26 protein-coding genes, 1 other RNA gene and 3 pseudogenes are annotated in these 26,668 nt (G+C 36.1%); 15 read left to right on the top strand and 15 right to left on the bottom strand.

The features are described from left to right. Positions 1–33: 33 nt before the first annotated feature. The 3 genes and pseudogenes from ACJZL3_RS01305 to tnpC all read left to right on the top strand — a co-directional run bounded on the left by ACJZL3_RS01305 (position 34) and on the right by tnpC (position 3,774). Positions 34–1,233: a deoxyguanosinetriphosphate triphosphohydrolase gene (locus tag ACJZL3_RS01305; protein WP_070356885.1), complete on the top strand. Its 1,200-nt coding sequence runs from the start codon at positions 34–36 to the stop codon at positions 1,231–1,233. Then, positions 1,233–2,315, top strand: coding sequence for a bifunctional diaminohydroxyphosphoribosylaminopyrimidine deaminase/5-amino-6-(5-phosphoribosylamino)uracil reductase RibD (gene ribD / locus ACJZL3_RS01300; RefSeq protein WP_010962779.1), 1,083 nt, complete (start codon positions 1,233–1,235; stop codon positions 2,313–2,315). The genes ACJZL3_RS01305 and ribD overlap by 1 nt, the downstream gene beginning before the upstream one ends. 112 nt (positions 2,316–2,427) lie before the next feature. Beyond that, positions 2,428–3,774 (top strand): annotated as a pseudogene (gene tnpC / locus ACJZL3_RS01295) (IS66 family transposase). A 146-nt stretch (positions 3,775–3,920) separates the two neighbouring features. On the opposite strand, the gene rpe reads toward tnpC, so the two are convergent. Together rpe and ACJZL3_RS01285 are read right to left on the bottom strand one after the other, a co-directional pair. Continuing rightward, on the bottom strand, positions 3,921–4,598 hold the full coding sequence (gene rpe / locus ACJZL3_RS01290) for a ribulose-phosphate 3-epimerase (RefSeq protein ID WP_038198978.1): 678 nt from the start codon (positions 4,596–4,598) through the stop codon (positions 3,921–3,923). A gap of 94 nt (positions 4,599–4,692) precedes the next feature. Next, positions 4,693–5,121 carry a zinc-ribbon domain-containing protein gene (locus ACJZL3_RS01285; protein ID WP_419198827.1) on the bottom strand — a complete coding sequence of 143 codons (429 nt, stop codon included), beginning with the start codon at positions 5,119–5,121 and terminating at the stop codon, positions 4,693–4,695. A 73-nt stretch (positions 5,122–5,194) separates the two neighbouring features. Here ACJZL3_RS01285 and dapD point away from each other — a divergent pair, with 73 nt between their 5' ends. Beyond that, positions 5,195–6,025: a 2,3,4,5-tetrahydropyridine-2,6-dicarboxylate N-succinyltransferase gene (dapD, locus tag ACJZL3_RS01280; protein WP_010962782.1), complete on the top strand. Its 831-nt coding sequence runs from the start codon at positions 5,195–5,197 to the stop codon at positions 6,023–6,025. A gap of 6 nt (positions 6,026–6,031) precedes the next feature. On the opposite strand, the gene ACJZL3_RS01275 is transcribed toward dapD, so the two are convergent. Together ACJZL3_RS01275 and ACJZL3_RS01270 are read right to left on the bottom strand one after the other, a co-directional pair. Beyond that, the gene (locus ACJZL3_RS01275; protein WP_010962783.1) at positions 6,032–6,316 is read right to left on the bottom strand and encodes a DUF2610 domain-containing protein; all 285 of its coding nucleotides are present in this window, start codon (positions 6,314–6,316) and stop codon (positions 6,032–6,034) included. Beyond that, on the bottom strand, positions 6,317–6,688 hold the full coding sequence (locus ACJZL3_RS01270) for a hypothetical protein (protein ID WP_022626336.1): 372 nt from the start codon (positions 6,686–6,688) through the stop codon (positions 6,317–6,319). A 101-nt stretch (positions 6,689–6,789) separates the two neighbouring features. Here ACJZL3_RS01270 and ACJZL3_RS01265 point away from each other — a divergent pair, with 101 nt between their 5' ends. Continuing rightward, positions 6,790–7,839 (top strand): class I SAM-dependent methyltransferase, encoded by a 1,050-nt coding sequence (locus ACJZL3_RS01265; protein WP_010962785.1) that lies wholly within the window; start codon positions 6,790–6,792, stop codon positions 7,837–7,839. 271 nt (positions 7,840–8,110) lie between these two features. Here the strand turns inward: ACJZL3_RS01265 and terL are convergent. Beyond that, a pseudogene (terL, locus tag ACJZL3_RS01260) lies at positions 8,111–8,635 on the bottom strand (phage terminase large subunit); the annotation flags it as partial. Between the two features lie 55 nt (positions 8,636–8,690). Between terL and ACJZL3_RS01255 the strand changes: the two are divergent. The 3 genes from ACJZL3_RS01255 (at position 8,691) to ACJZL3_RS01245 (ending at position 11,361) form a co-directional block, all read left to right on the top strand. Next, positions 8,691–9,523, top strand: a protein-coding gene (locus ACJZL3_RS01255) for an IS5-like element ISWpi1 family transposase (protein WP_094189578.1) whose coding sequence is annotated in 2 segments (ribosomal slippage) — positions 8,691–9,060 and positions 9,060–9,523 — 834 coding nt in all. Because the reading frame shifts where the segments join, the coding sequence is not laid out codon by codon here. Between the two features lie 86 nt (positions 9,524–9,609). Continuing rightward, positions 9,610–10,442 (top strand): IS5-like element ISWpi1 family transposase gene (locus ACJZL3_RS01250; RefSeq protein WP_264374449.1). Its coding sequence is split into 2 segments (ribosomal slippage): positions 9,610–9,979 and positions 9,979–10,442, totalling 834 coding nucleotides; the frame shifts between segments, so codons are not numbered across the junction. Between the two features lie 86 nt (positions 10,443–10,528). Then, positions 10,529–11,361, top strand: a protein-coding gene (locus ACJZL3_RS01245; RefSeq protein ID WP_264374449.1) for an IS5-like element ISWpi1 family transposase whose coding sequence is annotated in 2 segments (ribosomal slippage) — positions 10,529–10,898 and positions 10,898–11,361 — 834 coding nt in all. Because the reading frame shifts where the segments join, the coding sequence is not laid out codon by codon here. A 22-nt stretch (positions 11,362–11,383) separates the two neighbouring features. On the opposite strand, the pseudogene ACJZL3_RS01240 reads toward ACJZL3_RS01245, so the two are convergent. From ACJZL3_RS01240 to ACJZL3_RS01230, 3 genes and pseudogenes are all read right to left on the bottom strand, one after another. Next, a pseudogene (locus tag ACJZL3_RS01240) lies at positions 11,384–12,319 on the bottom strand (terminase); the annotation flags it as partial. 1,200 nt (positions 12,320–13,519) lie between these two features. After that, on the bottom strand, positions 13,520–15,094 hold the full coding sequence (locus tag ACJZL3_RS01235; RefSeq protein WP_419198826.1) for a penicillin-binding transpeptidase domain-containing protein: 1,575 nt from the start codon (positions 15,092–15,094) through the stop codon (positions 13,520–13,522). Then, positions 15,049–15,888 (bottom strand): polysaccharide deacetylase family protein, encoded by an 840-nt coding sequence (locus tag ACJZL3_RS01230; protein ID WP_010962787.1) that lies wholly within the window; start codon positions 15,886–15,888, stop codon positions 15,049–15,051. Before ACJZL3_RS01230 ends, ACJZL3_RS01235 begins: the two co-directional genes overlap by 46 nt. A 122-nt stretch (positions 15,889–16,010) precedes the next feature. Here ACJZL3_RS01230 and ACJZL3_RS01225 point away from each other — a divergent pair, with 122 nt between their 5' ends. The 4 genes from ACJZL3_RS01225 (at position 16,011) to ACJZL3_RS01210 (ending at position 19,895) form a co-directional block, all read left to right on the top strand. After that, the gene (locus ACJZL3_RS01225) at positions 16,011–17,519 is read left to right on the top strand and encodes a YifB family Mg chelatase-like AAA ATPase (protein ID WP_095742738.1); all 1,509 of its coding nucleotides are present in this window, start codon (positions 16,011–16,013) and stop codon (positions 17,517–17,519) included. A gap of 83 nt (positions 17,520–17,602) precedes the next feature. Next, positions 17,603–18,052, top strand: coding sequence for a hypothetical protein (locus ACJZL3_RS01220; RefSeq protein WP_419198825.1), 450 nt, complete (start codon positions 17,603–17,605; stop codon positions 18,050–18,052). A gap of 248 nt (positions 18,053–18,300) precedes the next feature. Further along, complete coding sequence (ftsZ, locus tag ACJZL3_RS01215; protein ID WP_010962790.1) at positions 18,301–19,497, top strand: cell division protein FtsZ; 1,197 nt, start codon at positions 18,301–18,303, stop codon at positions 19,495–19,497. Further along, entirely contained in the window at positions 19,497–19,895 is a 399-nt protein-coding gene (locus ACJZL3_RS01210; RefSeq protein ID WP_007549395.1) for an EVE domain-containing protein, read from the top strand. Before ftsZ ends, ACJZL3_RS01210 begins: the two co-directional genes overlap by 1 nt. Positions 19,896–19,928: 33 nt before the next feature. Here ACJZL3_RS01210 and ACJZL3_RS01205 read toward each other — a convergent pair whose 3' ends face one another. Then, on the bottom strand, positions 19,929–20,108 hold the full coding sequence (locus tag ACJZL3_RS01205; protein WP_022626337.1) for a hypothetical protein: 180 nt from the start codon (positions 20,106–20,108) through the stop codon (positions 19,929–19,931). A gap of 15 nt (positions 20,109–20,123) precedes the next feature. Beyond that, entirely contained in the window at positions 20,124–20,255 is a 132-nt protein-coding gene (locus tag ACJZL3_RS01200; RefSeq protein ID WP_255322244.1) for a hypothetical protein, read from the bottom strand. 24 nt (positions 20,256–20,279) lie between these two features. Here ACJZL3_RS01200 and ybeY point away from each other — a divergent pair, with 24 nt between their 5' ends. Together ybeY and ACJZL3_RS01190 are read left to right on the top strand one after the other, a co-directional pair. Beyond that, positions 20,280–20,732 carry an rRNA maturation RNase YbeY gene (gene ybeY, locus ACJZL3_RS01195; protein ID WP_010082473.1) on the top strand — a complete coding sequence of 151 codons (453 nt, stop codon included), beginning with the start codon at positions 20,280–20,282 and terminating at the stop codon, positions 20,730–20,732. An 86-nt stretch (positions 20,733–20,818) separates the two neighbouring features. Next, the gene (locus tag ACJZL3_RS01190; protein ID WP_010082472.1) at positions 20,819–21,607 is read left to right on the top strand and encodes a succinate dehydrogenase iron-sulfur subunit; all 789 of its coding nucleotides are present in this window, start codon (positions 20,819–20,821) and stop codon (positions 21,605–21,607) included. Between the two features lie 3 nt (positions 21,608–21,610). On the opposite strand, the gene ACJZL3_RS01185 is transcribed toward ACJZL3_RS01190, so the two are convergent. From ACJZL3_RS01185 to ACJZL3_RS01170, 4 genes are read right to left on the bottom strand one after another with little or no spacing between them, the layout of a single operon-like run. Further along, entirely contained in the window at positions 21,611–22,747 is a 1,137-nt protein-coding gene (locus ACJZL3_RS01185; RefSeq protein ID WP_419198824.1) for a hypothetical protein, read from the bottom strand. 42 nt (positions 22,748–22,789) lie between these two features. Then, entirely contained in the window at positions 22,790–23,569 is a 780-nt protein-coding gene (locus tag ACJZL3_RS01180; protein WP_006280097.1) for a GNAT family N-acetyltransferase, read from the bottom strand. Then, complete coding sequence (locus ACJZL3_RS01175; RefSeq protein WP_006279290.1) at positions 23,559–24,041, bottom strand: phosphatidylglycerophosphatase A; 483 nt, start codon at positions 24,039–24,041, stop codon at positions 23,559–23,561. Before ACJZL3_RS01175 ends, ACJZL3_RS01180 begins: the two co-directional genes overlap by 11 nt. A 19-nt stretch (positions 24,042–24,060) precedes the next feature. After that, positions 24,061–25,044, bottom strand: coding sequence for an NAD(P)H-dependent glycerol-3-phosphate dehydrogenase (locus ACJZL3_RS01170; RefSeq protein WP_010962796.1), 984 nt, complete (start codon positions 25,042–25,044; stop codon positions 24,061–24,063). A gap of 325 nt (positions 25,045–25,369) precedes the next feature. Between ACJZL3_RS01170 and ACJZL3_RS01165 the strand changes: the two genes are divergently transcribed. Then, a complete protein-coding gene (locus ACJZL3_RS01165) occupies positions 25,370–26,140 on the top strand; it encodes a response regulator transcription factor (protein ID WP_419198823.1) in 771 nt (256 codons plus the stop codon). Between the two features lie 51 nt (positions 26,141–26,191). On the opposite strand, the gene rnpB is transcribed toward ACJZL3_RS01165, so the two are convergent. Continuing rightward, positions 26,192–26,541: RNase P RNA component class A (gene rnpB / locus ACJZL3_RS01160), an RNA gene on the bottom strand. Between the last annotated feature and the right edge of the window lie 127 nt (positions 26,542–26,668).

The raw sequence follows: 26,668 nt of genomic DNA, 5'->3' as shown, positions 1-26,668 counted from the left end.
ATTATTGATAACTTATTATAGTAGAAATTTTACATGTCAAACAATAACTTTCTATTAAATTATGCATGTTTTCCAAGCAAAACAAAAGGGAGATACTTCAAAGAGCCAGAAGATGAGAATCGCAGCTGCTTTCAGCGTGATAGGGACCGTATCATTCACTCTAATGCGTTTAGAAAATTGGAGTACAAAACACAAGTTTTTATCAATTATGAGCACGACTACTATCGCACTCGGCTTACTCATAGCCTTGAAGTTGCACAAATTGCAAGGTCCATTGCGCGTAGACTTGGCTTAAATGAGGATATCACTGAATGCATAGCGCTCGCACATGATCTTGGTCATCCTCCATTTGGTCATGCAGGTGAAGATGCTCTAAAGAAATCAGTTCAAGATTTGAATCTTGATAACGAGAAGTATGAGTTTGATCATAATGTTCAAGCTATAAGGATTTTAACTTACCTCGAACAAAAACATGCTGATTTTGATGGTATGAATCTAAGTTGGGAGGTGATTGAAGGAGTTGCAAAACATAACGGTCCCTTGCTTGGTCAAAACGCGGAGTCTTCTACAAATAATCAGCTGTTATTAGAATACAACAAAAAATATGATCTAAAACTTGAAGAATTTTCAAGCATTGAAGCGCAAGTTGCTTCAATTGCCGATGATATTGCTTACAGTGTTCACGATCTTGATGATGCACTCAGGGCGAATTTAGTAACCATCGAAGATTTGCTGAATGTTCCTTTAATTGAAAAAATGTTTAAAGACATAAGGAGCAGATATTCAGAATTGCCTCAGAGCAAACTCATACATGAATCACTGAGTGGAACTATAGGAACTATGATAAGTGATGTTGTTTCTCAGACTGAAAGAAATATTGAAGATCACAAAATAAAAAGCGTAGAAGACGTAAGAAGTCTAAATAAAATGCTAGTCACATTTTCACCAGAAGTTGCGAATGCTACAAAAGAAATGAAAAGATTCAACATGGAGAAAATATACAGAAGCTATAAACTGAGTAGAACGATGAACAAAGCAAAACGCATAATACAGGAACTCTTTCAATGTTTTTATGAAAACCCAGGATTACTTCCCACAGAGTGGAGCAAACTCGCTTGTGAATCTCAGCGTTCAGTAATAATATGTGACTATATCTCAGGTATGACAGATAGATTTGCTATACACGAGCACAGAAGAATTTTTGATACCTCATACGAAATGACTTCTTTCTAATGACTGATGATCATTTCATGTCAATTGCATTAAGGCTTGCAGAAAAAAATCTTGGAAATGTTGCACCAAATCCTGCTGTCGGGTGTATTATTGTAAAGGATGGTACAATTGTTAGTGAGGGATACACAGGGATTGGTGGGCGTCCGCATGCGGAGGTAGTCGCTTTGCAAAACGCTAAAGATTCAACTCATGGCGCAACTATATATATCACTCTTGAGCCATGTTGTCATCACGGAGTCACGGGGCCTTGCACTGCAAAAATCATAAAAGCTAGCATAAAAAGAGTAGTAATTGCAACTATTGACCCAGATAGTAGAGTTTCAGGCAGAGGCATGAAAGCTCTGAAAGAAGCAGGAATTGAAGTTGAGCAAGGTATTATGCAAAAAGAGGCAAAAGAACTGAATGTCGGTTTTTTCACCACTAAAGAATTACATAGACCATTTATAGCTTGCAAAGTCGCAACAACTCTTGACGGAAAAATCGCAACATTTACAGGCGATAGCAAATGGATAACAAGTGAAAATACGAGAAACTGGGTGCATGAGCTCAGAACGAAATATGATGCAATTATGATTGGCAGCAATACTCTTATTAATGATGATCCACTCTTAACTTGCAGATTACCAGGACTCGGAAGTAGATCGCCAATAAGGCTAATTATAGATAGTCAAGGGAGATTAAAGGAAGAGCATAACATTGCAAAGACTGCAGACAAAGTAATAACTTGGGTCATCACAAATAAAGAAGTAGAGAAAAAAATAAAAAACATTAACTACTTAGTAGTTAATTCAAGCAACGCAGGTAAGGTTTGCCTAAAGGACATGGCATTAAAACTTGTTTCAGAAATTGGTATAACAAGATTATTAGTTGAAGGTGGAGGAGTGTTAATCACAGAACTATTAAAGTGTAATTTAATCGACAGGTTGATAATATGCCGCAGTGGTAAAATTTTAGGCAATGATGCCACTCCTTTTGTAGGAGATTTAGGGATTCAATTCATTAACAACTGTTATCAGTTTAAAAAAACAAAGATAATAGAGTTTAGTGAGGATATAGTTGAGGTTTGGGATAGGTCGTCATAATCCTTACATACTCAAACAGTAAAAAAAAGGTATCCGTTCAGCGGAGCGGTAAAATAAAAAGTAGACAAGGAGTGCTAAAAACATAATATCACAAGTAGTATGTGTGGTAAATATGTCTGATCTACTAGCTAGTCTTCTCAAGCTCTGTGAAAGCTTTAAAATAGAGATAGAGCAACTAAAAGCAGAGATAAAGAGGTTAGAGATAGAAAACGAAAATTTTAGATCTGAGAATAAGGCGCTAAGAATCGAAAATGCTGAATTGAAAGAAAGACTAGGTCTGAATTCACAAAATTCATCGATACCGAGCTCAAAAGAGTTATACAAGCTAAAGAAGAAAAAGAAAAAAAGTGACAGGAAAATAGGGGCACAGATTGGGCATGAAGGAAAGTATCGCCCTAAAATGGAAGCAGATGAAGTGGTGAAAATAGAGTTCTTGCGAGTGCGGAGGAGAAATTGCGATATCGAAAGAGCCATACATTCATCAAAAAGTTGATTTGCCAGCTTATGTTGTGGAATACCAATGGCCGCTGTTGCAAGTGTGGAAAAAGAAAAAGTAGCAGGCTACCAGAAGGTGTTACTGCGGATACATTTGGTCCAAAAGTTAAGTCAACAATTGCGGCGCTGAGCGGATTTTACAAGAACTCGAAAAGAGAAGTAGCAAATATTATAAAAAATATTTTCAACCTGGACATCAGTGTTGGTAGCGTGTCAAATAGCGAGGCTAGAGTTGCAGAAAAATGCCAAGAAGCATATGAGCAAATCGAGCAAGAAGTAAGTAAAAGTGAAGTTCTGCATATCGATGAAACGAGCCATTATAACAAAGGTAAACTTGGTTGGTGCTGGATGTTTGCCAGTAATACAGCAAGTTTTATAAAATTGACAGAGTCAAGAGGAATGAAGGTTTTACAAAATAGTAAGTTCTGCAATCGCAATAGCTTACGACAGGTACGCAGCATACAACTACTTTGCCGATAAGAATAGGCAAATCTGTTGGGCACATTTATCAAGAGATTTTGAAAGATTAGCACATAGTTGAAGTTAAAGTTCTGGGCTGTTACTTAAGAAACGTAGCCACTGAATTATTTGCACTAAAAAAGGCCTTGCTAAAAAATGAGATAGATGTTTTTAGATTTACCAGACGTGCCAGAAAGTTGCGAAAACGTACAAGGTATTACTTGAAGCCGTTTACCTGAAGCAATTGGAGCTTCTCGAGTTGCAAAGAATATTTTGAAATCTGAAAGAATGATGTGGAAATTTTTAGATGACCCAGAAAACATTCCGCTGACAAACAACCATGCTGAACAGCAGATACGGCATTATGTCGTTTATCGCAAAAATTCATATTTTACCCAATCGAAGTGGGGAACTTGAACGGATAATTTCATTATACTTGACATGGAAACAAAGGGGTCTCAATCCTTTCCAAAACCTCTTATCTATCATCTCTCACACCGCTTAGCTGAACGGATACAACCCAAGAAAGGTTTTTCTACGTCATACCGCCGCGGTATCTCAGCATAGATTCCGCTAACGAGTAGCGGAATGACGAATTTGTTGTTTTTCAAATTGTAGGTAAACCTAAGCCACTTTAGCTATATAGGATTACTACGATGGATTTTTAAGATAGTTTATGGCCTTCTTAATATCTTCAGCCTTGAATATCGCCGATCCCGCAACTAAAATATCTGCACCTGCTTTTATTATATCAGCTGCGTTAAAAAAGTTAATTCCACCATCTACTGAAATTTGTGTTTTAAGGTTACGCTCTTGTATCATTTTTTTTATAGTAGATATCTTGTTCAACTGTGAATGAATGAATTCCTGCCCTCCAAAGCCAGGGTTGACTGTCATAATCAGCACAATATCTAGCTCATGTATTATATATTCAAGCACACTTGGAGAAGTTGAAGGAACAATTGAAACTCCAACTTGAATCGGTTTTTTTTCGTCGTTTACATTTTTGTATGACTTTATCTTTCTTATCAACCTCTCAAGGTGTGTCTCTGCTTCTGCATGTACAGTGATAATATCAGCACCAGCATTTATAAAGCTTTCAATGTGGTTACCAGGAGATTTGACCATTAAATGCACATCAAAAGGAAGATTGCTATATTTACGTATTGCAGAAACAACGCTAGGACCAATTGTAATATTTGGAACGAAATTCCCATCCATAACGTCTATGTGTATGTAATCCACACCTAAATCGCTAATTTTTCTTACTTCTTCCCCTAATTTTGCAAAATCTGCTGAAAGTATAGAAGGTGCAATTTTAATACTCATGAGCTGCCTTTTTTGCTAAAAAATAACTTATTTTCAAAACTCTGTCACCCTAAGCACCATCTGAGTAGCTAGAGACCGATATCGGTATGCCTATTTAACTAGATCTTAAATTAGATAAAAAAAGGTAGTCTTGATAAAACTTATTTACAGCAAGTTTTTTTACATTTGGACTTTCTGTTTGTTCTTTTTTGTACCCTAATTTATAGCTTATTGAATCCTTGTATAAACTGATCGTTTTGTATGCTTTGTTCATCTCTCTAGGAAAGATGCCGTTAGCAATTACGACGCATAACCCTGTAGCTGTTGCAAAAGCTAGAGTGGTAAATGCTAGATTTTGTAAAAAATTCCTTCCACTAACTTTTTTTTCCTGTATATTAGCAGAGTGCGATTTGTTTGACACTTCTTCTAGATATTCATGCCATATGCGATTGCAGTTCGTACATTTTACCTTTCTTCCAGACGCGCCAATTTGCTTAGGAGATACTAAGTAAGTTTTAGTACAACTATTACATTGTATTTTCATAGCACTTACATATAAGTAGTAACAAGCCCAAATGATACGAGCTACAAATTTAATATCAATATATATATAACAAATGGAAGGTTTGCAACTAAAAAAAACACAGAGTGAGATAAAAGATATTTGGAAAAATAGAGAAAAATTTAATGACTGTAATCTAAAGAAAACAGCAAGAATAGCAATTAAAGAGGTAATTGAGCTCCTTGATAGTGGCAAAATTAGAGTAGCAGAAAAGCTATCAAGTGGAGAATGGGTAGTACATAAGTGGATAAAGCAAGCAATATTATTACATTTTCTCACCGAAGAAAATAAAATAATAGATAATACCAATTGCTGGTTTGATAAGATCGGTAACAAGTTTAGTGAATGGAATGAGGAGAAATTTCGCCGGTTAAAAATTAGAGCAGTTCCTGGGTGTTTTGTTCGCCGATCTGCTTATATAGGTACAAATGTTGTTCTAATGCCAAGTTTTATCAACGTTGGTGCATATGTTGATTCAGGAACAATGATAGATACCTGGTCAACGATTGGTAGCTGTGCGCAAATAGGAAAAAACTGTCATATTTCTGGTGGAGTGGGAATAGGTGGAGTTCTTGAGCCTATTCAAGCTTCACCTGTCATTATAGAAGATAATTGCTTTATTGGAGCACGTAGCGAAGTGGCCGAGGGTGTGGTAGTGAGAGAAGGATCAGTCCTTGGCATAGGCGTGTTTATTGGGGCATCAACAAAGATTATTGATAGAGAAACTAGCAAGGTATTTTACGGCGAAGTGCCACCTTATTCTGTAGTGGTACCAGGGTCTATTCCATCTAAAAATAATATTTCAACCTATTGTGCAGTCATAGTAAAAAAAGTGGATGAAAAGACGAGATCGAAAATCTCTATAAATGAAATATTGAGGGATTAAACTATCTTACTCCTTGTCGTCACTTTTTTTATCATTATTACTAACCACAGTAATGGCATACGCGCATAACTCTGAGAAAGAGACTCCATTTTCTTGAGATAGTTTATATAATTTTTGTAGACTTTCTTTTACTTTATTAGGGATATTCCCTCCACGTTCTTTTACAAGCCAGGAATCTTGATGATGAATTGGATGAGCATCGCTTTTTGGATTTCCTATATATATTGCAAAAGGTGAACTTTGCCCTTTGAAGTCACATTGTACAGTAAATTTTTTTATAGATTCGGCCATTTAAAGACCTCTACTTTTCTTTTTGGTCGATTTTATAGCAGGTGGAAGAGGTGGTTTCTTTATAAAATCTTGTCTATTGACAACACTTTCTCTACCTTCCAAAGCTCGGCGAACATCAGCTCTGCTTAATTGCGACTCTTTTGCTACCTTCATTCCATGCTTTGCCATAATATTAGCACATGCTAGTACTTTTTTTACCAATTCTAGATCACCATTTAGCATTTGAACTAGCACTTGAAACACTTCCGCTAAAGTTAGCCCATCAGCATTTATAACCTTGTTTTCTATAAAATTGACAGCTTCTTCAAATTTGTATTCAATACTATCATCTTGAGGTATAAGGGCAACATAATCGGTGTTTTTGTCGTCCATAACTGAAGCACTATTACTCACAAACTTAAGTTTATACTATATATATAAATACTCTACTATTTTATATTATGGCACGCTATAGTTAAACATTTATTAATAACATGCTCACTTATATACACGAATTAATTGACAAAAGTCAAGGATCAATATCCATCAGTGATTTCATGAATGCCGTTTTGTACCATGAAAAATACGGCTATTATACAAGTAAATTACCGCTTGGTAAGGATGGTGATTTTACTACCGCACCTGAGATCAGCCAATTATTTGGTGAAGTAATTGCAGTTTGGATAATGCATACATGGGAAAAATTAGGAAAGCCATCAAAATTTTCTCTAGTTGAACTTGGGCCAGGCAAAGGAACACTCATTCACGATATAATAAGAGTCACTAAAAAATACAGCAGCTTTTTTAATTCAATGTTGATCCACTTAGTTGAAATAAGCCCTACTTTACGGAAGATACAAAAGGAAAAATTAAAAAGCTTAGATGTTAATTGGCACAAAAATATTGACAACCTACCAGAACAACCAACCATTTTTTTAGCAAATGAGTTCTTTGACGCTCTTCCGATAGATCAGTTTGTATATCATGATGAGGGGTGGTATGAAAATATGGTGACAAAACAAGATGATGGCAGTCTCTTGGTGTCATGCCAGTGCGTGACACTGGAATCCAGAAAAAAAGAATCATGGATTCCAGTGTCAGCTACTCAGATGACAAATGGAAAATTTTTTAATGGTGCAGTGGTGGAAATATGTTCAGTTGGGGTTGAAATATTAAAAAAACTTGAGAAGAAGATATATAATAATAAAGGAGCTGCTTTGATTGTAGATTACGGTTATGTATACCCCGCATATAAGAGCACTTTGCAATCGATAAAACAACATAAGTATGCTAATTTTCTTGAGAATGTTGGTAATAGTGATATTACCGCACTTGTGAACTTTCAAGCGTTAAGAGATCCATTAAAGCATGTAGATTGTGAGATTTTAACTCAAAGGGAATTTTTATATCTTTTTGGCATAAAAGAAAGAACCCAGGCTTTAATGAAAAGCGCAAGTGATGAACAAAAGAATAGGATCTTTAGTGAATTCTTAAGGTTGACTGAAAATATGGGCACTCTTTTTAAAGCAATGCTATTGATATAGCTAACCCAAGAAAGGTTTCCCTACATCATACCGCCGCGATATCTCAGCATAGATTCCGCTAACGAGTAGCGGAATGACGAGCTTATTGTCATGCCGCCGCGAACCGTCATACCGCGATTCATTCGCGGTATCCCAGCCGCTAACAAAGCGGGATGACGAGCTTATCGTCATGCCGCCGCGAACCGTCATACCGCTGCGGTATCTCAGCCGCTAATAAGTAGCGGGATGACGGTTGTCTCCTAGCTGTCATCCCAGTACTGGTAGACTCAAATCACAATGCTCGTATAGCTGCAACCCTGGAGGTACTGTTTCTCACCCACTGCAAATATTGCACGGTACTGTCCACTTGGTCGTCGTGGCGCGTTTCAGGAAACATTAAAATCTCATACTCAAAATCGTTCAGCCATACTGCTTGATGTGGCAGAAAAACCTTGCCAGACTCTATAATCGGAACAATTTGATGAAATCGAGTGAGCTTGTCATCATGTGGCACTATTTCAATAATCGGTAAATCACTGTTTGTCTTTAGCTCTTGCACCAATTGTTGACCACTTGTTTTTGCTTCGATTAAAATTGCGTGTGGCGTCCATCTTGCAGCTAGTGACAAAACCTGTTCTTTAAGCTTTGGATACTCAAGCTTTGCGCGATATACGTCGAGTAAATAGAATTTATTATCTATTTTTGCCCAGGTGGTGCAGACACTAAAGTTGCTCATGTTACTTGTTGAAACCGCAGTATCCCAACTTTGTGTTATATGCGAGAGATTATCAGGAAATTTTTTATAGCGTTTCAGAGGTTGTCCGGAAACAAGTAAAAGGCTATAATATCTGAAATTTTAGTACGGGGTAAAGATGAGAAAAAAGTATCCAACAGATCTAAGCGAAAGGGAATGGGCAAGAATAGAAAAACACTTCAGAGTATCATACAAGAAAGGAGGAAGGCCGCCAAAGTATAGCAAAAGAGAAATATTAGAAGCAATTTTCTATGTATTGCGTACAGGGTGTCAATGGCGGTATTTACCAAATGATTTTCCGCTATGGAAGACTGTGTATGAGCAGTTCAGGCAATGGAAGAAGCAGGGAATTTTTGAGAAAATGAATTATGAAATTACAAAATATAGTAGAAGAAAAATAGGAAGGAATGAGCAGCCGAGTGCCTGTATAGTAGATAGTCAATCTGTAAAGACTACAGAAAAGGGGGGATCAAAGGCTATGATGGAAGTAAAAAAGTAAAGGGTAGAAAAAGGCATATAATTACAGACACTCAGGGTTTTATACTAGGTTGTTACGTAGGCGCTGCTAACGAAAATGATAGAGATGGTATTAAAATAGCATTAAACAATATGAGAACAAAATATACTAAAGTTAAAAAAATGTGGGCTGACATGGGATACCAAGGAAGAAATTTAAAGAATCACATAAAGGAAGAATATGACATAGATATTGAAATTGTTAAAAGGCCTCCATGTAGATTTTGGGTGCACAAAGATACGCCACCTGAGCTACTACCAACAAGAGAACAAGGGTTTAAAGTACAGCCAAGAAGATGGGTTGTAGAAAGGACTTTTGCTTGGGTTAATAGGAATAGAAGGCTATCGAAGGAGTATGATTTACTCACAACATCCACTGAGAATTTCATATACCTAGCTATGAGTAGGGTTATGTTAAAGAGGGAATATGCTTGAATTTACTAGTTTCCGGACAACCTCTTAGAGGTTGTCCGGAAACAAGTAAAAGGCTATAATATCTGAAATTTTAGTACGGGGTAAAGATGAGAAAAAAGTATCCAACAGATCTAAGCGAAAGGGAATGGGCAAGAATAGAAAAACACTTCAGAGTATCATACAAGAAAGGAGGAAGGCTGCCAAAGTATAGCAAAAAAGAAATATTAGAAGCAATTTTCTATGTATTGCGTACAGGGTGTCAATGGCGGTATTTACCAAATGATTTTCCGCTATGGAAGACTGTGTATGAGCAGTTCAGGCAATGGAAGAAGCAGGGAATTTTTGAGAAAATGAATTATGAAATTACAAAATATAGTAGAAGAAAAATAGGAAGGAATGAGCAGCCGAGTGCCTGTATAGTAGATAGTCAATCTGTAAAGACTACAGAAAAGGGGGGATCAAAGGCTATGATGGAAGTAAAAAAGTAAAGGGTAGAAAAAGGCATATAATTACAGACACTCAGGGTTTTATACTAGGTTGTTACGTAGGCGCTGCTAACGAAAATGATAGAGATGGTATTAAAATAGCATTAAACAATATGAGAACAAAATATACTAAAGTTAAAAAAATGTGGGCTGACATGGGATACCAAGGAAGAAATTTAAAGAATCACATAAAGGAAGAATATGACATAGATATTGAAATTGTTAAAAGGCCTCCATGTAGATTTTGGGTGCACAAAGATACGCCACCTGAGCTACTACCAACAAGAGAACAAGGGTTTAAAGTACAGCCAAGAAGATGGGTTGTAGAAAGGACTTTTGCTTGGGTTAATAGGAATAGAAGGCTATCGAAGGAGTATGATTTACTCACAACATCCACTGAGAATTTCATATACCTAGCTATGAGTAGGGTTATGTTAAAGAGGGAATATGCTTGAATTTACTAGTTTCCGGACAACCTCTCAGAGGTTGTCCGGAAACAAGTAAAAGGCTATAATATCTGAAATTTTAGTACGGGGTAAAGATGAGAAAAAAGTATCCAACAGATCTAAGCGAAAGGGAATGGGCAAGAATAGAAAAACACTTCAGAGTATCATACAAGAAAGGAGGAAGGCTGCCAAAGTATAGCAAAAAAGAAATATTAGAAGCAATTTTCTATGTATTGCGTACAGGGTGTCAATGGCGGTATTTACCAAATGATTTTCCGCTATGGAAGACTGTGTATGAGCAGTTCAGGCAATGGAAGAAGCAGGGAATTTTTGAGAAAATGAATTATGAAATTACAAAATATAGTAGAAGAAAAATAGGAAGGAATGAGCAGCCGAGTGCCTGTATAGTAGATAGTCAATCTGTAAAGACTACAGAAAAGGGGGGATCAAAGGCTATGATGGAAGTAAAAAAGTAAAGGGTAGAAAAAGGCATATAATTACAGACACTCAGGGTTTTATACTAGGTTGTTACGTAGGCGCTGCTAACGAAAATGATAGAGATGGTATTAAAATAGCATTAAACAATATGAGAACAAAATATACTAAAGTTAAAAAAATGTGGGCTGACATGGGATACCAAGGAAGAAATTTAAAGAATCACATAAAGGAAGAATATGACATAGATATTGAAATTGTTAAAAGGCCTCCATGTAGATTTTGGGTGCACAAAGATACGCCACCTGAGCTACTACCAACAAGAGAACAAGGGTTTAAAGTACAGCCAAGAAGATGGGTTGTAGAAAGGACTTTTGCTTGGGTTAATAGGAATAGAAGGCTATCGAAGGAGTATGATTTACTCACAACATCCACTGAGAATTTCATATACCTAGCTATGAGTAGGGTTATGTTAAAGAGGGAATATGCTTGAATTTACTAGTTTCCGGACAACCTCTCAACCACTCTGGTTTAATTATACCACTTGAAAGCGGCAGAGGGTTTTGTTGATATTGAGCAGCAAAAGCGTAACTCCCAAGTTCAGCTTTTATTATCTCAACTTCTTCTTTTCCTCCATCGAGGGGATATAACAACTGACCTTCTTCTCTTGAATATAATATCCTTACAGGTGACGCTGGTTTATTATATAATCGCCTGGTCGCACAGTGCTGAGCTACTCGGATGACAGGAACGGGAGGCATTGGCTTTTTGATTGAATAAATAACCTGCTTATTTTCAGAAATCATTGGCAAACAAATATGATGCCATATGTTTTTTGGCTTGGAGAGAAGGTGTCCAGTTAAGTCCTCCTGGTGTAGCCTGTGCATTACAAGAACGATGACTCCTTTTTTTCTATCGTTCAGCCTGGTTACTAAAGTCTGATCAAACCAGTTTGTGGCACGCTTTCTAAGCGTTTCACTCAAAGCTTGAGCAGAACTGAGCGGATCGTCCACAATGATAAAATCACCACCTTCACCAGTTAGTGTTCCACCAACTGATGTTGCGATTCTGTATCCTCTCTGCACTGTTTGAAATTTATATTTGGTATTCTGGTCTTTGGATAGTTCTATCTCTGGAAATAGCGCTCTATACCAACTAGACTGCATCACGCACCTGGTGTCGAGCGAGTGCTTTTCGCTGAGCCGCTGAGAATAACTTGCAACTATTATTCTCGCAGTTGGTTGGTTTCCCAGTATCCATGCGGGCCACGCAACGCTTATGCACATGGACTTCATCGAGCGCGGAGGCATATTGAATATTATTCGTTTCACTTCACCAGCGCTCGCTGCTTCCAGCCTGTCTGCTATGACTTTTATATACTGATAATCGTTATACTCACACCCCGGCACTACCGTTTGAAAGCACAGTTCAATGAATTTTAGAAAGTTCATGATATAATGTTGAAACCAACGCGTGACGCTGGGATGACAAAAAAAGGAGCACTGGAATGACACCTTACTTAACCGTCATACCGCGATTCATTCGCGGTATCTCTTAACATAGATCCCGCTAACACGTAGCGGGATGACGAATTACTTAACCATCATCTACACCGTCATACCGCGATTCATTCGCGGTATCTCTTAACATAGATCCCCTACTATACCTTAACATAGATCCCGCTAACACGTAGCGGGATGACGAATTACTTAACCATCATTACACCGTCATACCGCGATTCATTCGCGGTATCTCTTAACATAGATCCCGCTAACACGTAGCGGGATACTTAACCATCATTACACCGTCATACCGCGATTCATTCGCGGTATCTCTTAACATAGATCCCCCTACTATACCTTAACATAGATCCCGCTAACAAGCAGCGGGATACTTAACCATCATTACACCGTCATACCGCGATTCATTCGCGGTATCTCAAAGCATAGATCCCGCTAACAAGCAGCGGGATACTTAACCATCATCTACACCGTCATACCGCGATTCATTCGCGGTATCTCAAAGCATAGATCCCGCTAACACGTAGCTGGATACTTAACCATCATCTACACCGTCATACCGCGATTCATTCGCGGTATCTCAAAGCATAGATCCCGCTAACACGTAGCTGGATGACGGTTGTTGTTTAGCTATAAATATTAAGAAATTTACCAAATGAAAAAAAAGGCAAAAGAAGCCCCGTGGTTATTATCCGCTTTAAAATATTGGCGTTTTTTATGTTTTAAACGCTTGACAAGCGAGATTCAGCCGCTTTTAATTGCAACTAACTTACGCTGCAAATGTTTAAGAAATTTACTAAGCAGAAAAAAAGACAAAGAATCCCCGAGTTAGCTAGTCTTTTACTATCTCTGTCGAGTATTGGCATTTTTTGATGTCTTGTAACGCTTTATAAGCGCGTTCAGCTTATTTAGATAAAAATCTAGATGTAGATGAAGTTTTGTAAAGACATACAGTATCTATATACTGCAAAAAATTGAACATAAGACGCCGATACATTAAGTAATCCTTACCTTTTAATCTGCAGATTGGCGAAAGCAAATACAATAGCTTCACTATCATGATAAGGGCGCTGGCGAAGGGTGTCAAGTAAGTTTTTTCGTTTCTATTCCCAATAAAAGTTTGTTATATGGTTATGCAAGAAGTTTAATACTCATAGTTTCAAGCATATACTGAAATATTTCATTAGCTATAGCAACATCTTGGCGTGGGGCTTTGCCGTGTTCTATAAACACAGAGATTGCATAGCGCGGGTTATGGTAAGGGCCATAGGCGATAAATAACTTATGACTTTCGCCCTTAGAGTTTATTTCTGGTGTACCGGTTTTGCCAGCAATTTGTATACCGCTTAGCCCTTTCTTATAGGTTCCAGTTTTAGAATTCACCACGTCAAACATAGCTTTTCGAACTATGCTAAGATGCTCACAATCCACATCAATATCGGGAAAATCTTGTATCGTTTCATTCATCTTAATGCGGGAAATTACCTCTTTTCCTGTTGCAATCCTCGCTGCAAGAACTGCAAGCTGTAGTGGTGTTGTAAGCATATACCCTTGTCCTATAACTAAGTTGATAGTGTCACCTAAATACCACTGCGAATATAGCTTTCGTGTACGCCAATCTCTATCTGGCAACAACCCTGGAGCTTCTTCTTTAAACGTTCCAATCAGTGGCCCACTTCCAATACCAAATTTTCTGGCCATTTCTACTAGAGAGTCTACACTTATTTTTTTCCCTATATTATAAAAGTAAGTGTTGCATGATAATGCCATTGCCTCATTTAAAGATACATACCCATGGACTTTGCTTTTCAGACAACGAAATTTCCGCTCACCTATTTTCATATAGCCCTTGCACGAGAATTTCTCTTCTGGTGTTATTATCCCGTCTTTTAAACCCGCAAGCGCAACTATTACTTTAAATATTGAACCAGGTGGAATTTGATATGATAACGCACGATTCACGAGCGGCAATGAAGGAGCATTCAAGCTCTCCCAAGTCTCATTTGATAGCCTGCTAGCAAAAAGATTATTATCGTAAGAAGGTGAATTATATAATGCTAAAATTTCTCCATTATTTACATCAATTACCACTGCGGAGCCTTGGTGATCTTTAAATACCTCTGCGGTTTTCTCTTGCAGATTAATATCAATTGTCAGTTGTACATCTTGTCCGTCTTGTTGTGGTATGCTTGATAATTCTTTTATGACGCGTTTTTTAGAATTTATTTCCTGCTCAGATTTTCCTGACTTGCCTTTCAATATATGATCATATGTATATTCAATACCGCTGATTCCTACTTCGCTTATGCCTTGCTGTCTTTTTGTATATCCGATTACATGAGAACACATTGAACCAAACGGGTAATAACGTTTATAAAGAGCAGTTATTTTTTCTGACGATTTTGCTATTTTAGACTCGACTTCTGATAATGTCTGCAAATCAACTTCCTTACCAGAACCATCAAACAAAACAACATACGAAATTTTGTTTACCGCAAGTTCAATGCTATTCCTATCTAAAATTTTGCCCCGCTTAGGCATAATAGTAGCAACTCTTATTCTATTACTATTAGATAGTGCTTCGTACTTTTGTCTGTTTCGTATTTGTAAATTATATAACCTGCAACTAAAAACCGCAGAAATGGTAAGCTGAATACCACCTAATATGAATGCTCTGCGGTTAAAGACTTTGTTTTTTGTCCACATAACATTCCTTCAAAACACACTTTTTTCCCCTCTTTTATTGTTACACTTCTGGCTTTTACCGTATTACAAACCCTTTTTTCCCACTCACTTAAGGTCACAAACTTATAACCTGATTTTTTTAGTATTTTAATAATATGAGGTAAAGCTTCAATTGTGTTTGACCTGTTATTGTGATCATGAAACAGTATAACTGCTCCATTATGTACATTACTTAAAACTCTTTCAACTAAAGTTTCTGGCTTATCACCTTGCCAATCTAGCGAATCAACTGTCCATAATATTGAATACATATTTAATTGATCAGTATTTTCAATCAGATTATCGTCATAACATCCATATGGCGGACGAAACCATTTTACATCTTGTTTTATTGCATTTTTAATTGCTGTATTTGTCTTTTCCAATTCTTGCAATTGTTCCTCACTTGAAAGTGATGTCAACTTCCTATGCGACCAAGAGTGATTGCCTAACTCATGACCTGATTCATGAATTTTCTTTACTATTTCAGACGTTTTTTCATTTATACGTTCACCAAGCACAAAAAATGTTGCTTTTGCTTCATAGCTTTCCAGAACATTAATAATATCGTTTACTCTATTGTTAGACGGTCCATCATCAAACGTAAGCGCAACAAACTTATCGTCGTTATTCAATAATTTTTTTATATTACTTAAATTTCTATATGATAGATCTAGATTACAACTGAGCCCACAGTATGGTAAATTAAAATTACAATCACTACAAAAAGCCGTACTTGAATATAGTAAGAAAAAAGTGATTATCCTTATAAACATTTGTAATCAGCAAAGTGATAGAATACTACACTTTTTTGCTAAGTTAAGCCATCTTTAATTGCTGTAGCCTTTACTTCATCGCTTCTTTAATATATTGTATTAACAATTTTATATAATATATTATGATTGCAAATATAAATACCGTTGCGCTTCAGGGAATTAGCACAGTAAATGTCAATGCACAAATTCATATGGCAAATGGTATTCCAGCTTTTAATATTGTTGGATTGCCAGATAAAACTGTTGCGGAATCCAAAGAACGCATCAGAGCAGCGTTAAATTCAATCAATCTACTACTACCTCCAAAAAGAATTACAGTTAATCTCTCCCCTGCGGATTTACTGAAAGAAGGTAGTCATTATGACTTGGCTATTGCTATTGGACTACTTGTTGTAATGAATGTGATACCAGTTGAAAAAGTTCAGTCTTATATCATTATGGGTGAGCTTGCCCTTGATGGCAGAGTTATTCCAGTTTCAGGAGTGCTGCCAACAGCGATCAATGCAAAACAGGCAAATAAAGGAGTAATTTGCCCAAGGGGAAATGGAGTAGAGGCTTCATGGGTAAAGAATGTTTCAATTCTAGCTATAGAGAAATTAACTGATATTATCAGACACTTTAAGGGTGAGCAATTAATTCAGCCAGTAATTTTTAAATATAGTGATGCACCCAAAGAAAAAAGATTGGTTCCCGATATGAAGGATATTAAAGGCCAAGTTGTTGCAAAAAGAGCAGCTGAAATTGCAGCAGCAGGTGGGCATAATATGCTTCTTGTTGGCCCTCCTGGTACTGGAAAATCAATGCTTGCTAAGCGCTTTATAGGATTGCTGCCTGATTTAACCGAACAGGAGATGATTGATGTTAATATTATTTCCAGCATAACAAAAACTGGTAATGAAATATTCAAAGTAACTCGCCCCTTTCGTGAACCTCATCACTCATGTTCCATGCCAGCAATGATAGGAGGAGGAAAGAATGCAAAACCCGGAGAAATTACCATGGCTCACAATGGCGTGTTATTTCTTGATGAGCTACCTGAATTTCCAAGACTCGTGCTTGATTCTCTGCGCCAACCACTTGAAGATAGAAAAGTTACCGTTGCAAGGGCAAATGCTCACATAACCTACCCTGCCAATTTTCAACTGATAGCTGCAATGAACCCTTGCAGGTGCGGTTATTTAGGTGATGCAAGCAGATCGTGCAACAAAGCTCCAAAGTGTGGCACAGATTACAAAAACAAAATATCAGGCCCATTGCTTGATAGAATAGACATATGCATTGAAATGCCAAACGTTAGCATACTCTCTCCTGAAATCTCTGTGGAGGGAGAAAGTACTAAAATTATAAGAGAAAGAGTGATAGCAGCAAGAAAAGTTCAAACTGAGCGCTATAGTGAATTAAATATTCGTTGCAATTCAGAAGTAAGCGGTGAAGCATTTAATAAATTTACTGAACCAGATCAGGCAGGGTTAGAATTGCTAAAATACGTACTGAAAGAAAATTACATTTCCAATCGAGGCTACACACGCGTATTAAAAGTTGCAAGAACTATTGCAGATCTTGCAAAAAGTGAAGAAGTAAAAAGAGCACACATTGCTGAAGCGCTCAATTACAGAATAAAGGTATATTAAAAAATTAGTTTACTTGACAGGCAATTTTTTTTACTATATGCTTCCTTAATGAAATTTTAACATTCTATTTAAGGAGTAGAGTTATGGCATTAACAAATTATGAGTATAGAAAAGAGGATGGCATTTTTCATGCTATTTCAGAAGGATATATACAAGCTGAAAAATACTGGGGAATTCCTGGTGCTGCTGGTGGAGCTGGTCAGTACGCTATGCATAATAAAGGGAGAACAGCATTATTTCCGCTTGCAGTTGCAAGTGTTGTCTTTACAGCAATGCATATGAAAGCAGGCTTTGTTAGTGCAGCAGAAGCTTCTGGGTTTCTTGCTAAGACTGCCAGTTACTTTGTTGGAACAAATCAAGCAATAGCTGCTTCATTACCTGGATTTATCGGAACAGGTGTTGCTGGTCAGATAGTTGCGGGTGCCATAATGGCAATTGCTGCAGTTGCTGCTGTTTATGGAACATATCAAGTTGCCTCAAAATTAAAAGATGTTGCAGTTGAAGCATTGAAAGGGAAAGATCAGAAAGTATAATAATCTTCAACAAAATAAAAAGGGATAGGTTTCTGTCCCTTTTTATAAACGTTTTCTATTTTTTGCATCGGTTAAGTGATGTCATCTAAGAATCTAGTTATTATAATTAACGGCACTTATTAGTATAAATGTTAAGAATAAGTAAATCCCGTTTACTATTTACGCCTATAGAAGTGAAAAGTATTTGCATATTATTAAAAAAGCGGTAACTTATTATCAAGTGAATTCGCTAAATTTGAGTAATTTAAATGTCTATTGATCTTAGTCTGCCGGAGTTGCCTATATTACACCCAAGGATTACCGTTGTGGGAGTGGGTGGTGCTGGTGGAAATGCTGTGAATAACATGATCCAATCTAATTTGCAAGGAGTGAATTTTGTTGTCGCAAATACCGATGCTCAAGCACTAGAAAAGTCGTTATGTGATAAAAAAATTCAGCTTGGCATTAATTTAACTAAGGGGCTTGGTGCTGGTGCTTTGCCTGATGTTGGCAAAGGTGCAGCAGAAGAGTCAATTGATGAGATTATGGAGCATATAAAAGATAGTCATATGCTTTTCATCACAGCAGGAATGGGCGGTGGTACTGGAACCGGTGCAGCACCGGTAATTGCAAAAGCAGCCAGAGAAGCAAGAGCCGCAGTTAAGGATAGAGCGCCAAAAGAAAAAAAGATATTGACTGTTGGAGTTGTAACTAAACCGTTCGGTTTTGAAGGTGTGCGCCGTATGCGCATTGCAGAGCTTGGACTTGAAGAACTGCAAAAATACGTGGATACACTTATTGTCATTCCAAATCAGAATTTATTTAGAATTGCAAATGAAAAAACTACATTTTCTGATGCATTTAAACTTGCTGATAATGTTCTGCACATTGGCATCAGAGGAGTAACTGACTTGATGGTCATGCCAGGGCTTATCAATCTTGACTTCGCTGATATAGAAACAGTAATGAGCGAGATGGGCAAAGCGATGATCGGCACCGGAGAGGCAGAAGGAGAAGATAGAGCAATTAGTGCTGCAGAGGCTGCAATATCTAATCCATTGCTTGATAATGTATCAATGAAAGGTGCGCAAGGAATATTAATTAACATTACTGGTGGCGGAGATATGACTCTGTTTGAAGTTGATGCTGCAGCCAATAGAGTGCGTGAAGAAGTAGATGAAAATGCAAATATAATATTTGGTGCTACTTTTGATCAAGCGATGGAGGGAAGAGTTAGAGTTTCTGTTCTTGCAACTGGCATTGATGGTCGCAATAATAAATCAGAAACTTCACCTATAAGTCAGAGCGAAGACTCAGAGAAAGAGAAATTTAAGTGGCCATATAGTCAAAGTGAAAGTACACAAGACAAAACACTGGAAACAAAACCAGCTGAACAGGTAAGCGAAGGAGCTAAGTGGGGCAGCAATATCTATGATATACCAGCTTACTTAAGAAGAAAAAAATAATGCAATTTTGGCTACTTAAGTCAGAGCCAAGTGAATACTCATGGCAAAAAATGGAAAAGGAGCAGGTAGTTGAGTGGGATGGTGTGCGCAATTATCAAGCTCAAAATTACATGAAAATTATGAAAGCAAGCGATCTTGCGTTTTTTTATCATACAGGTAAAGAGAAAGCAATACTTGGAATCGTTGAAGTATTTAAAGAGTATTATCATGTTAATGATCCCAAGTTCGGATTAGTGAATGTAAAGTTTTTGAAACCTTTAAATAACCAAGTAACGTTAAATAATATAAAACAAAACCCACTTTTGAAAAATATGACTATATTAAAACAACCACGTTTATCAATTGCCCCAGTTTCGGAAATTGAATGGAATGAAATAATAAGGATGAGTGATGTGTAATACCTGTCATTTCAGTTCCTAAATGATGTCATCTCAGCACACAACGCACAGCTGTATGAATATTTGTCTCGAAGGCAGTGCATTAAACGTTATAGCCGATTTTGCATCAAACACAAAGGTGTCATTCCAGTGCTTGACACTGGAATCCAGCCTTAATGCAACCACATTAAAGCCGTTGTGTTTTAATATAAGATTAGCTACTTTTATATTCACTAACTTGATGTCTAATCAAAATTCCTGGATCCCAGTGCCTAGACACTGGGATGACATCCTTCTAGTGTACAATATTCGTACAGTTGTGTACATGACACAAGGGTCTATAACTCTTCTTTTTTGGATTCCAGTGTCAGCTATTTGCATGACACCCTTACTGATGTGTCACTCATGTTAGAAGTAAATATTCTTGACAAGAAATGGTGCAGCATTATAGAAAATCCTAAAAATTTTGTATTAGGCGTCATCAATGCTTCTCTAAAAGAATTAAAAATAGACCACTATAAACCAAATATATCAATAGCTCTGGCTGATGATGACTTGCTACATCAACTTAATTTAAAATTTAGAGAAATGGATAAGCCAACTAACGTACTATCATTTCCGTATGAACAATTGTCTAATGAGTGCGATTTAGGAGACATAGCAATTTCAATAGACACAATAAAAAGAGAATCGCATGAGTATTATATACCCATTCTTGCTCACATTGCACACATGTTAGTGCATGGATTACTGCATTTACTTGGTTATGATCACCAAAAAAAAGATGAAGAAATTATAATGAAAAATCTAGAAAGAGAGATTTTAGCTTCGCTTGGCTACAATATGTGTGCGATTTAAAAGGAATTTAATAAAAATATAGTAGATGATAATAAAATATGTTATCTACAAAGGGTTTTAGCTATAAACAATAAAAGGTAAGTGATATGGTTCAGTTTTCTTTGCCAAAGAATTCTAAAATTAATCAAAAGGGCAAAATTTATCCTATTCCTGCTAGAGCAAAAAACATCAGAAGATTTCAAATTTACCGTTGGTCTGCTGATGACGAGAAAAACCCTAGAATAGACACATTTTTTATTGATATGGATAGTTGTGGCCCTATGGTACTTGATGCATTAATAAAAATAAAGGATGAAATAGATTCGACTTTAACTTTCAGACGTTCTTGTAGAGAAGGCATATGTGGATCTTGTGCCATGAATATTGACGGAACCAATACTCTTGCATGTACTAGATCTATACATGATATAAAAGGTGACGTAAAAATATATCCATTACCTCACATGTATGTAATAAAGGACCTAGTCTCGGATTTGAGCCAATTTTATGAGCAATACAAATCAATTAAACCTTGGTTACAAGCAGATAAGCCTGCCCTACCAAATAAAGAATACTCTCAATCTTCTGAAGATAGAAAAAAATTAGATGGCTTGTCCGACTGTATATTATGTGCTTGCTGTTCGACTGGTTGCCCAAGCTACTGGTGGAATAGTGATAAATTTTTAGGACCAGCAATACTATTACAAGCTTACAGATGGATTGCTGACAGCCGTGATAATAAGACAGGTGAAAGACTTGATGTTTTAAACGACCCATTCAAGTTGTATCGTTGTCATACAATAATGAATTGCACAAAAACTTGTCCTAAAGGACTTAATCCAGCAAGAGCAATAGCGAAAGTAAAACAGCTCATGGTAGAGAGAGAAGGAGTTTAAGTATTATCTTTTGCATTCTTCGTAAGAGAACAGCAAACCTTCCGAAGCGTAGGGTATTGTTAATACCCTGAACGCTTTTCCGTTTGTGAAGTGCATCGTATCATCGTACGATTCAAATAATTTTTTGAACAACTCATGTCTTTGGTTACTAATAGTTTGAAAATCCTCTTTTTCTAAAAGCTTTTTAGATTCGAAGAGGTAAAGCATAACTTCGTGATAAGTTGGGTAAGATGCCAAAAATTTTGGGTCAAATTGAAAGGTTTTTATAAAAGCATTATTATAAAATTTTAGCTTTTGATTCTTACTATATATTACTATAGCAACCGGTAACCTCTCAAGCAAATTTTTCTGTGTAGCTAAATAACTGTTTAATTCAGTATATAATTTCTCTGCATCACTAACATCTTTCCCATACATTACTATGCTACCAGAACCTTGTATTGGAATTTTAACAAAATCGAAAACCTTAGGTTCGTTCTTATAAGTTATGACATGTCTTCCTGGTTTTGTGCTATGAGCGCTACCGGTAATAGCAAATTCCTTAGAACCATCTACATATTTATCATAAAACAAGTTATAAAATTCCACCTTTCTACTCTTGTTATATCTTAGTATTGGAAATGGTAAAGAGTTGAAAACGTTTTTATAGCTCTCCACTTCCTGTGTAAGCTTACTATTTTCTAACTCAAGTCCGTTAGCCTTTATCTTACAGTCTGAGACATTCCTTATCCATAACAGCACACCTATCACATTGTTAGAATCATCTATTATGCTTCTACCGTAACATATGCAATAAACCTCACTGTCTTTTGACTTTAAATCTAGAGTAAAAGATTTATTTATTTCCTTTGCCTCAACAAAATTTTTGATTAAGCTTTCTGATTGCTCAAAAAAATTCACAAACTCATTAAATGAGTAAAAAACAGTATTAAGCAAAATTAGTAAATTGGGAGAGAACTTTTCTATACGTTTTTTTGCATCCCAAATATAAAACCCATCATTCACAGTATCAATTAAATTATTTATGATAACATTTTGATGCTGTAAGTTCTTAATCTTATTACTAATTTTTAATTTAGAATAAGAGAGAAAGAATAATATTAGAATCAATATTAAAACCACTTCATACAAAAAAAACATAGCACTTTTAAAACAAATGTAAAAATTTGTAACCGCTCAGAATTATGCTGAAGAGGTATATAAGTAAAGATTGCCTAACATTTGAAAGCCCAATCTCTTATAAAGGTTCACAGAAGATTTCATACAATGTGCTACTATATATTTGCATTCAAGCTGTTTAGCTATCTTTATTCTTTCTAAAACCATTTGGGTACCTATTCCACGATTCCTGTAAATTGGTAAAACTCCATCACTATAAAAACCAGCTACGCTATCTTGAACATAAAGACCGCATGTCCCAATAATTTCATTATTTAGTGTTACAAGAAAAAATCTTAATCTTGAGTTCTTATCATCATAATTTGATAATCCGCGAAAAAATGTGCTGACAATTCCAACGCCATGATAAAAAATTTTAGAAGTGTGTAGATCTAACTGTTCTAAGAGGTTGCTACCATTCACAGCATTTAACCTCAAGTTTGGAATAACATCAGCAGGTAAAAAGTAATTTTTCATATTAAGTAAAGCTTTTTTTGGTGTGCTAACGTGTTTTATTTCACACTTTTCTAAAATATCTCTTATTTTCATATGTGAATTTATTACCCATGTTGCTTCTATATCTCTTGTTCTGAGATAATCTAGAGTTTTTTGTATAGAAAGCTCGGTACATTGATCTCCACAGAACACAAAATTAAATAATGACTCCCTGGTACCATTTATTGTAAATATGATGTTATCAAATTCATCGTGTACTTCCCACTCAGATAAATTCGCTGTGTACAGTATATAATCCTTTAGATTTTGAACAATTAAGCTTGAATAATAAATTTTTTTATCCTGCATACACCAACAATAAACAATAAAAGGCTCCTATAAGAACACAGGCTAAAATTGCAGCTATAACGTCATCTAGCATAATACCTAAAGGACCTTTGGTATTTTTATCGATTAAATTTATAGGCCACGTTTTTATTATATCAAAAAACCTAAAAGAAAAAAAGCACAACAACAATGAAGAACAATTCATCTCTTGGCTTAACAATATCGAAACTAAAAGTATCGTCAGCAATTGACCAACCACTTCGTCAATTACTACCTCTTTTGGATCACATGAAGTCTTGTAATGTTTTATATAATTACCTGTAGACCATAATCCAATTAAGAATAAAAAAGAAATAATTGCTGCACCTAAAATTTTGTTGCTCAGGATTACAGGAACAAGCGGAAAAGAAGCCAAACTACCCACAGTACCTGGCATTTTTTTTACTGTTCCAGACAGCCACCACGTTGATATTAATTTATATAAAAATTTCACAATATATCCAAATACAAAATTAACTTATAAGAACAGAAAGAGTATCCTCTATAGAGGCGCTTTCATACAATAATCTATAGACCGCTTCACATATAGGCATTTTTATCTTTAGCTTTCCTGCTAAATTAAATATGGACTCAGCAGTGCTAAAACCTTCAATCACTGACTTGCCTTCTGACAAAATCTGCTGAACATTAAAGCCATTGTCACTATTACCTATTTTAAACCCAAAAGATAAGTTTCTTGAATTCAAGGATGTGCATGTCATAATTAGGTCACCCAGACATGCTGGCCCAAGTAGTGTATTTATATCCACACTACCGTCACCAATTTTTGCTGAGTATAAAGCCTTAATTTCGCTCATACTTTTCGTAATCAATGCTGCATGAGCATTAAACCCAAGTTTACTACCTAGAACAATCCCACACGCTATAGCAAAAACGTTCTTTAACGCTGCACAAATCTGTACTCCTATAATGTCGTTACTAAACTCCAATTTAACATTTTCTTGTTGCAGCTCTGATACTAGCTTTGAACCTAATGTGTTATTTTGGCATGCAAGAACCATTGAATAGGGTAATTTTCTTGCAACTTCTACAGCAAAGCTAGGACCTGAAAAAATAGCAATAGGATTGTTAGGTAAAATTTCATTTACTATTTCACTAGGTAATTTTAATGTAGACTTTTCTATTCCCTTACAAGCTAAAATTATTGCTACATCTTTTTTCAGATTACAATTATGCAATTGCTGACATACCTTCCTCAGAGACTGAGTGGGAACAGCGAGGATTGTTACTGAAGCATTAATTATGTCTTCAATAGCCAATTTTACTGACACATTATCAGAAATTCGACAACCGGGTAGCTTGTCACTTTCTCTTTTCCCGTTGATTGATTCAAATGTAGTTTCATTGTGAGTCCACAAAATCACATCTTTCTTACTACCTAATGAAATTGCGATTGCTGTACCCCATGCACCAGCACCTAAAATTGATATTGCCACACAATATTCCTGAAAATATTACTTATACTTTAAAATAGTAGGATAAGTAAATTAAAAATATAACACAGACATATAGAATAGTTAAATATTTATTAACCGAAGTATTCTTTTAATAATAGTAACTTTAATTCAATATTTACTAAAAATATTATTACTATCATGGTATGTCTATTATATTTTAGATCTATTTATATAACTTTGGAACAATATATTTACTATTAATTAATAAGTGTAATTTTGATCATTTGTTAATAAAAATTTGATTTATTACTTTCCTTAGTTATATATATTACTAAAATTATAAATTATTTATGGGGTGTAAAATATGCGTATATTATTAATTGAAGATGATCAAGTAAGTGCAAAGACTGTAGTTAACGCCTTAACTTCTGATGGACACTTCTGTGACGTTGTTACTTCTGCACAAGATTATAACAATAATATGGTTTCCTCAAACGGAGATTACTATGACCTAGTTATTTTAGATATACACTTACCTGGTGATATTGACGGATATGATATATTGTTAAGACTAAGAAGTGCAAAAATCAAAGTTCCTGTCTTAATACTTTCATGCATATCCGCTGTCAATCACAAAGCTAAAGGACTCGGGTATGGTGCCGATGATTACTTAACCAAGCCATTTCATAAAAGCGAGTTATTAGCTCGAATTAAGGCCATAGTGCGTCGTACTAAAGGCCATCCTGAATCGGTGATAAAGATTGGTAATATAAATATCAATTTTGATCACAGGGTTGTTGAGGTGAAAGGTAAAACGGTTCACCTTACTAATAAAGAGTATTCTATGATAGAATTGCTAGCACTGCGTAGAGGAACAGTACTAACAAAAGAAATGTTCTTAAATCATCTTTACAATGGCTTGGATGAACCTTCAGATAACAAGATAGTTGATGTTTTTATGTGCAAATTACGTAAGAAACTTGAAAGTGCAAATGATGGAAAAAGCCACATAGAAACCGTTTGGGGCAGAGGGTATGTTCTGAAAGAGTATATTGATGATGATGAATATTCTAATGTTAATGTAGGCGAAAGTAGTGATGGCTATCAAGCAGAACAAGTGAAGGACAACGCATGAAATGCCTAAACATTTAAATATAGCATGGCTTATATCGCACGTATCATGTGAACGCCTAGGTGAAATATAAGCCGAGTTCTGTTTATGTAGCTATTTATCTGGAGTAAATGTTACCATTTACCGCATGCGATTTACCCGAGTAGATATGAGGAAAACATAAAATCTACCTCTATTTAATCTTGCTCCTAGTGTTGGTTACTCGACTACCAATGTTGCCATTGCCATGGTGTGCTCTTACCACACCTTTTCACCCTTACCTAAAAATATTTTAGGCGGTAATTTTCTGTAGCCCTATAACTGGAGTTACCTCCGGCGGGCATTACCCGTCACTATTTTTCCTTGGAGCCCGGACTTTCCTCTGCTATGTTTATCACACAACAGCAGCTACTTATTTCACCTAGGAATTATACTTTAACATGAAAATCACAAAAGCAAAAGACAATTTCCTAACAGTCTACATATTAAAAACATTTAGACAAATAGCTAAAGGTGATATTCCGGCACATCATCACTATCCCAAGATAAGCT

It is taken from the genome of Wolbachia endosymbiont of Rhagoletis cingulata, assembly GCF_048537655.1.
In the GTDB taxonomy this organism is placed as follows: domain Bacteria; phylum Pseudomonadota; class Alphaproteobacteria; order Rickettsiales; family Anaplasmataceae; genus Wolbachia; species Wolbachia pipientis.
This window is presented reverse-complemented; position numbering and strand designations above follow the sequence as displayed.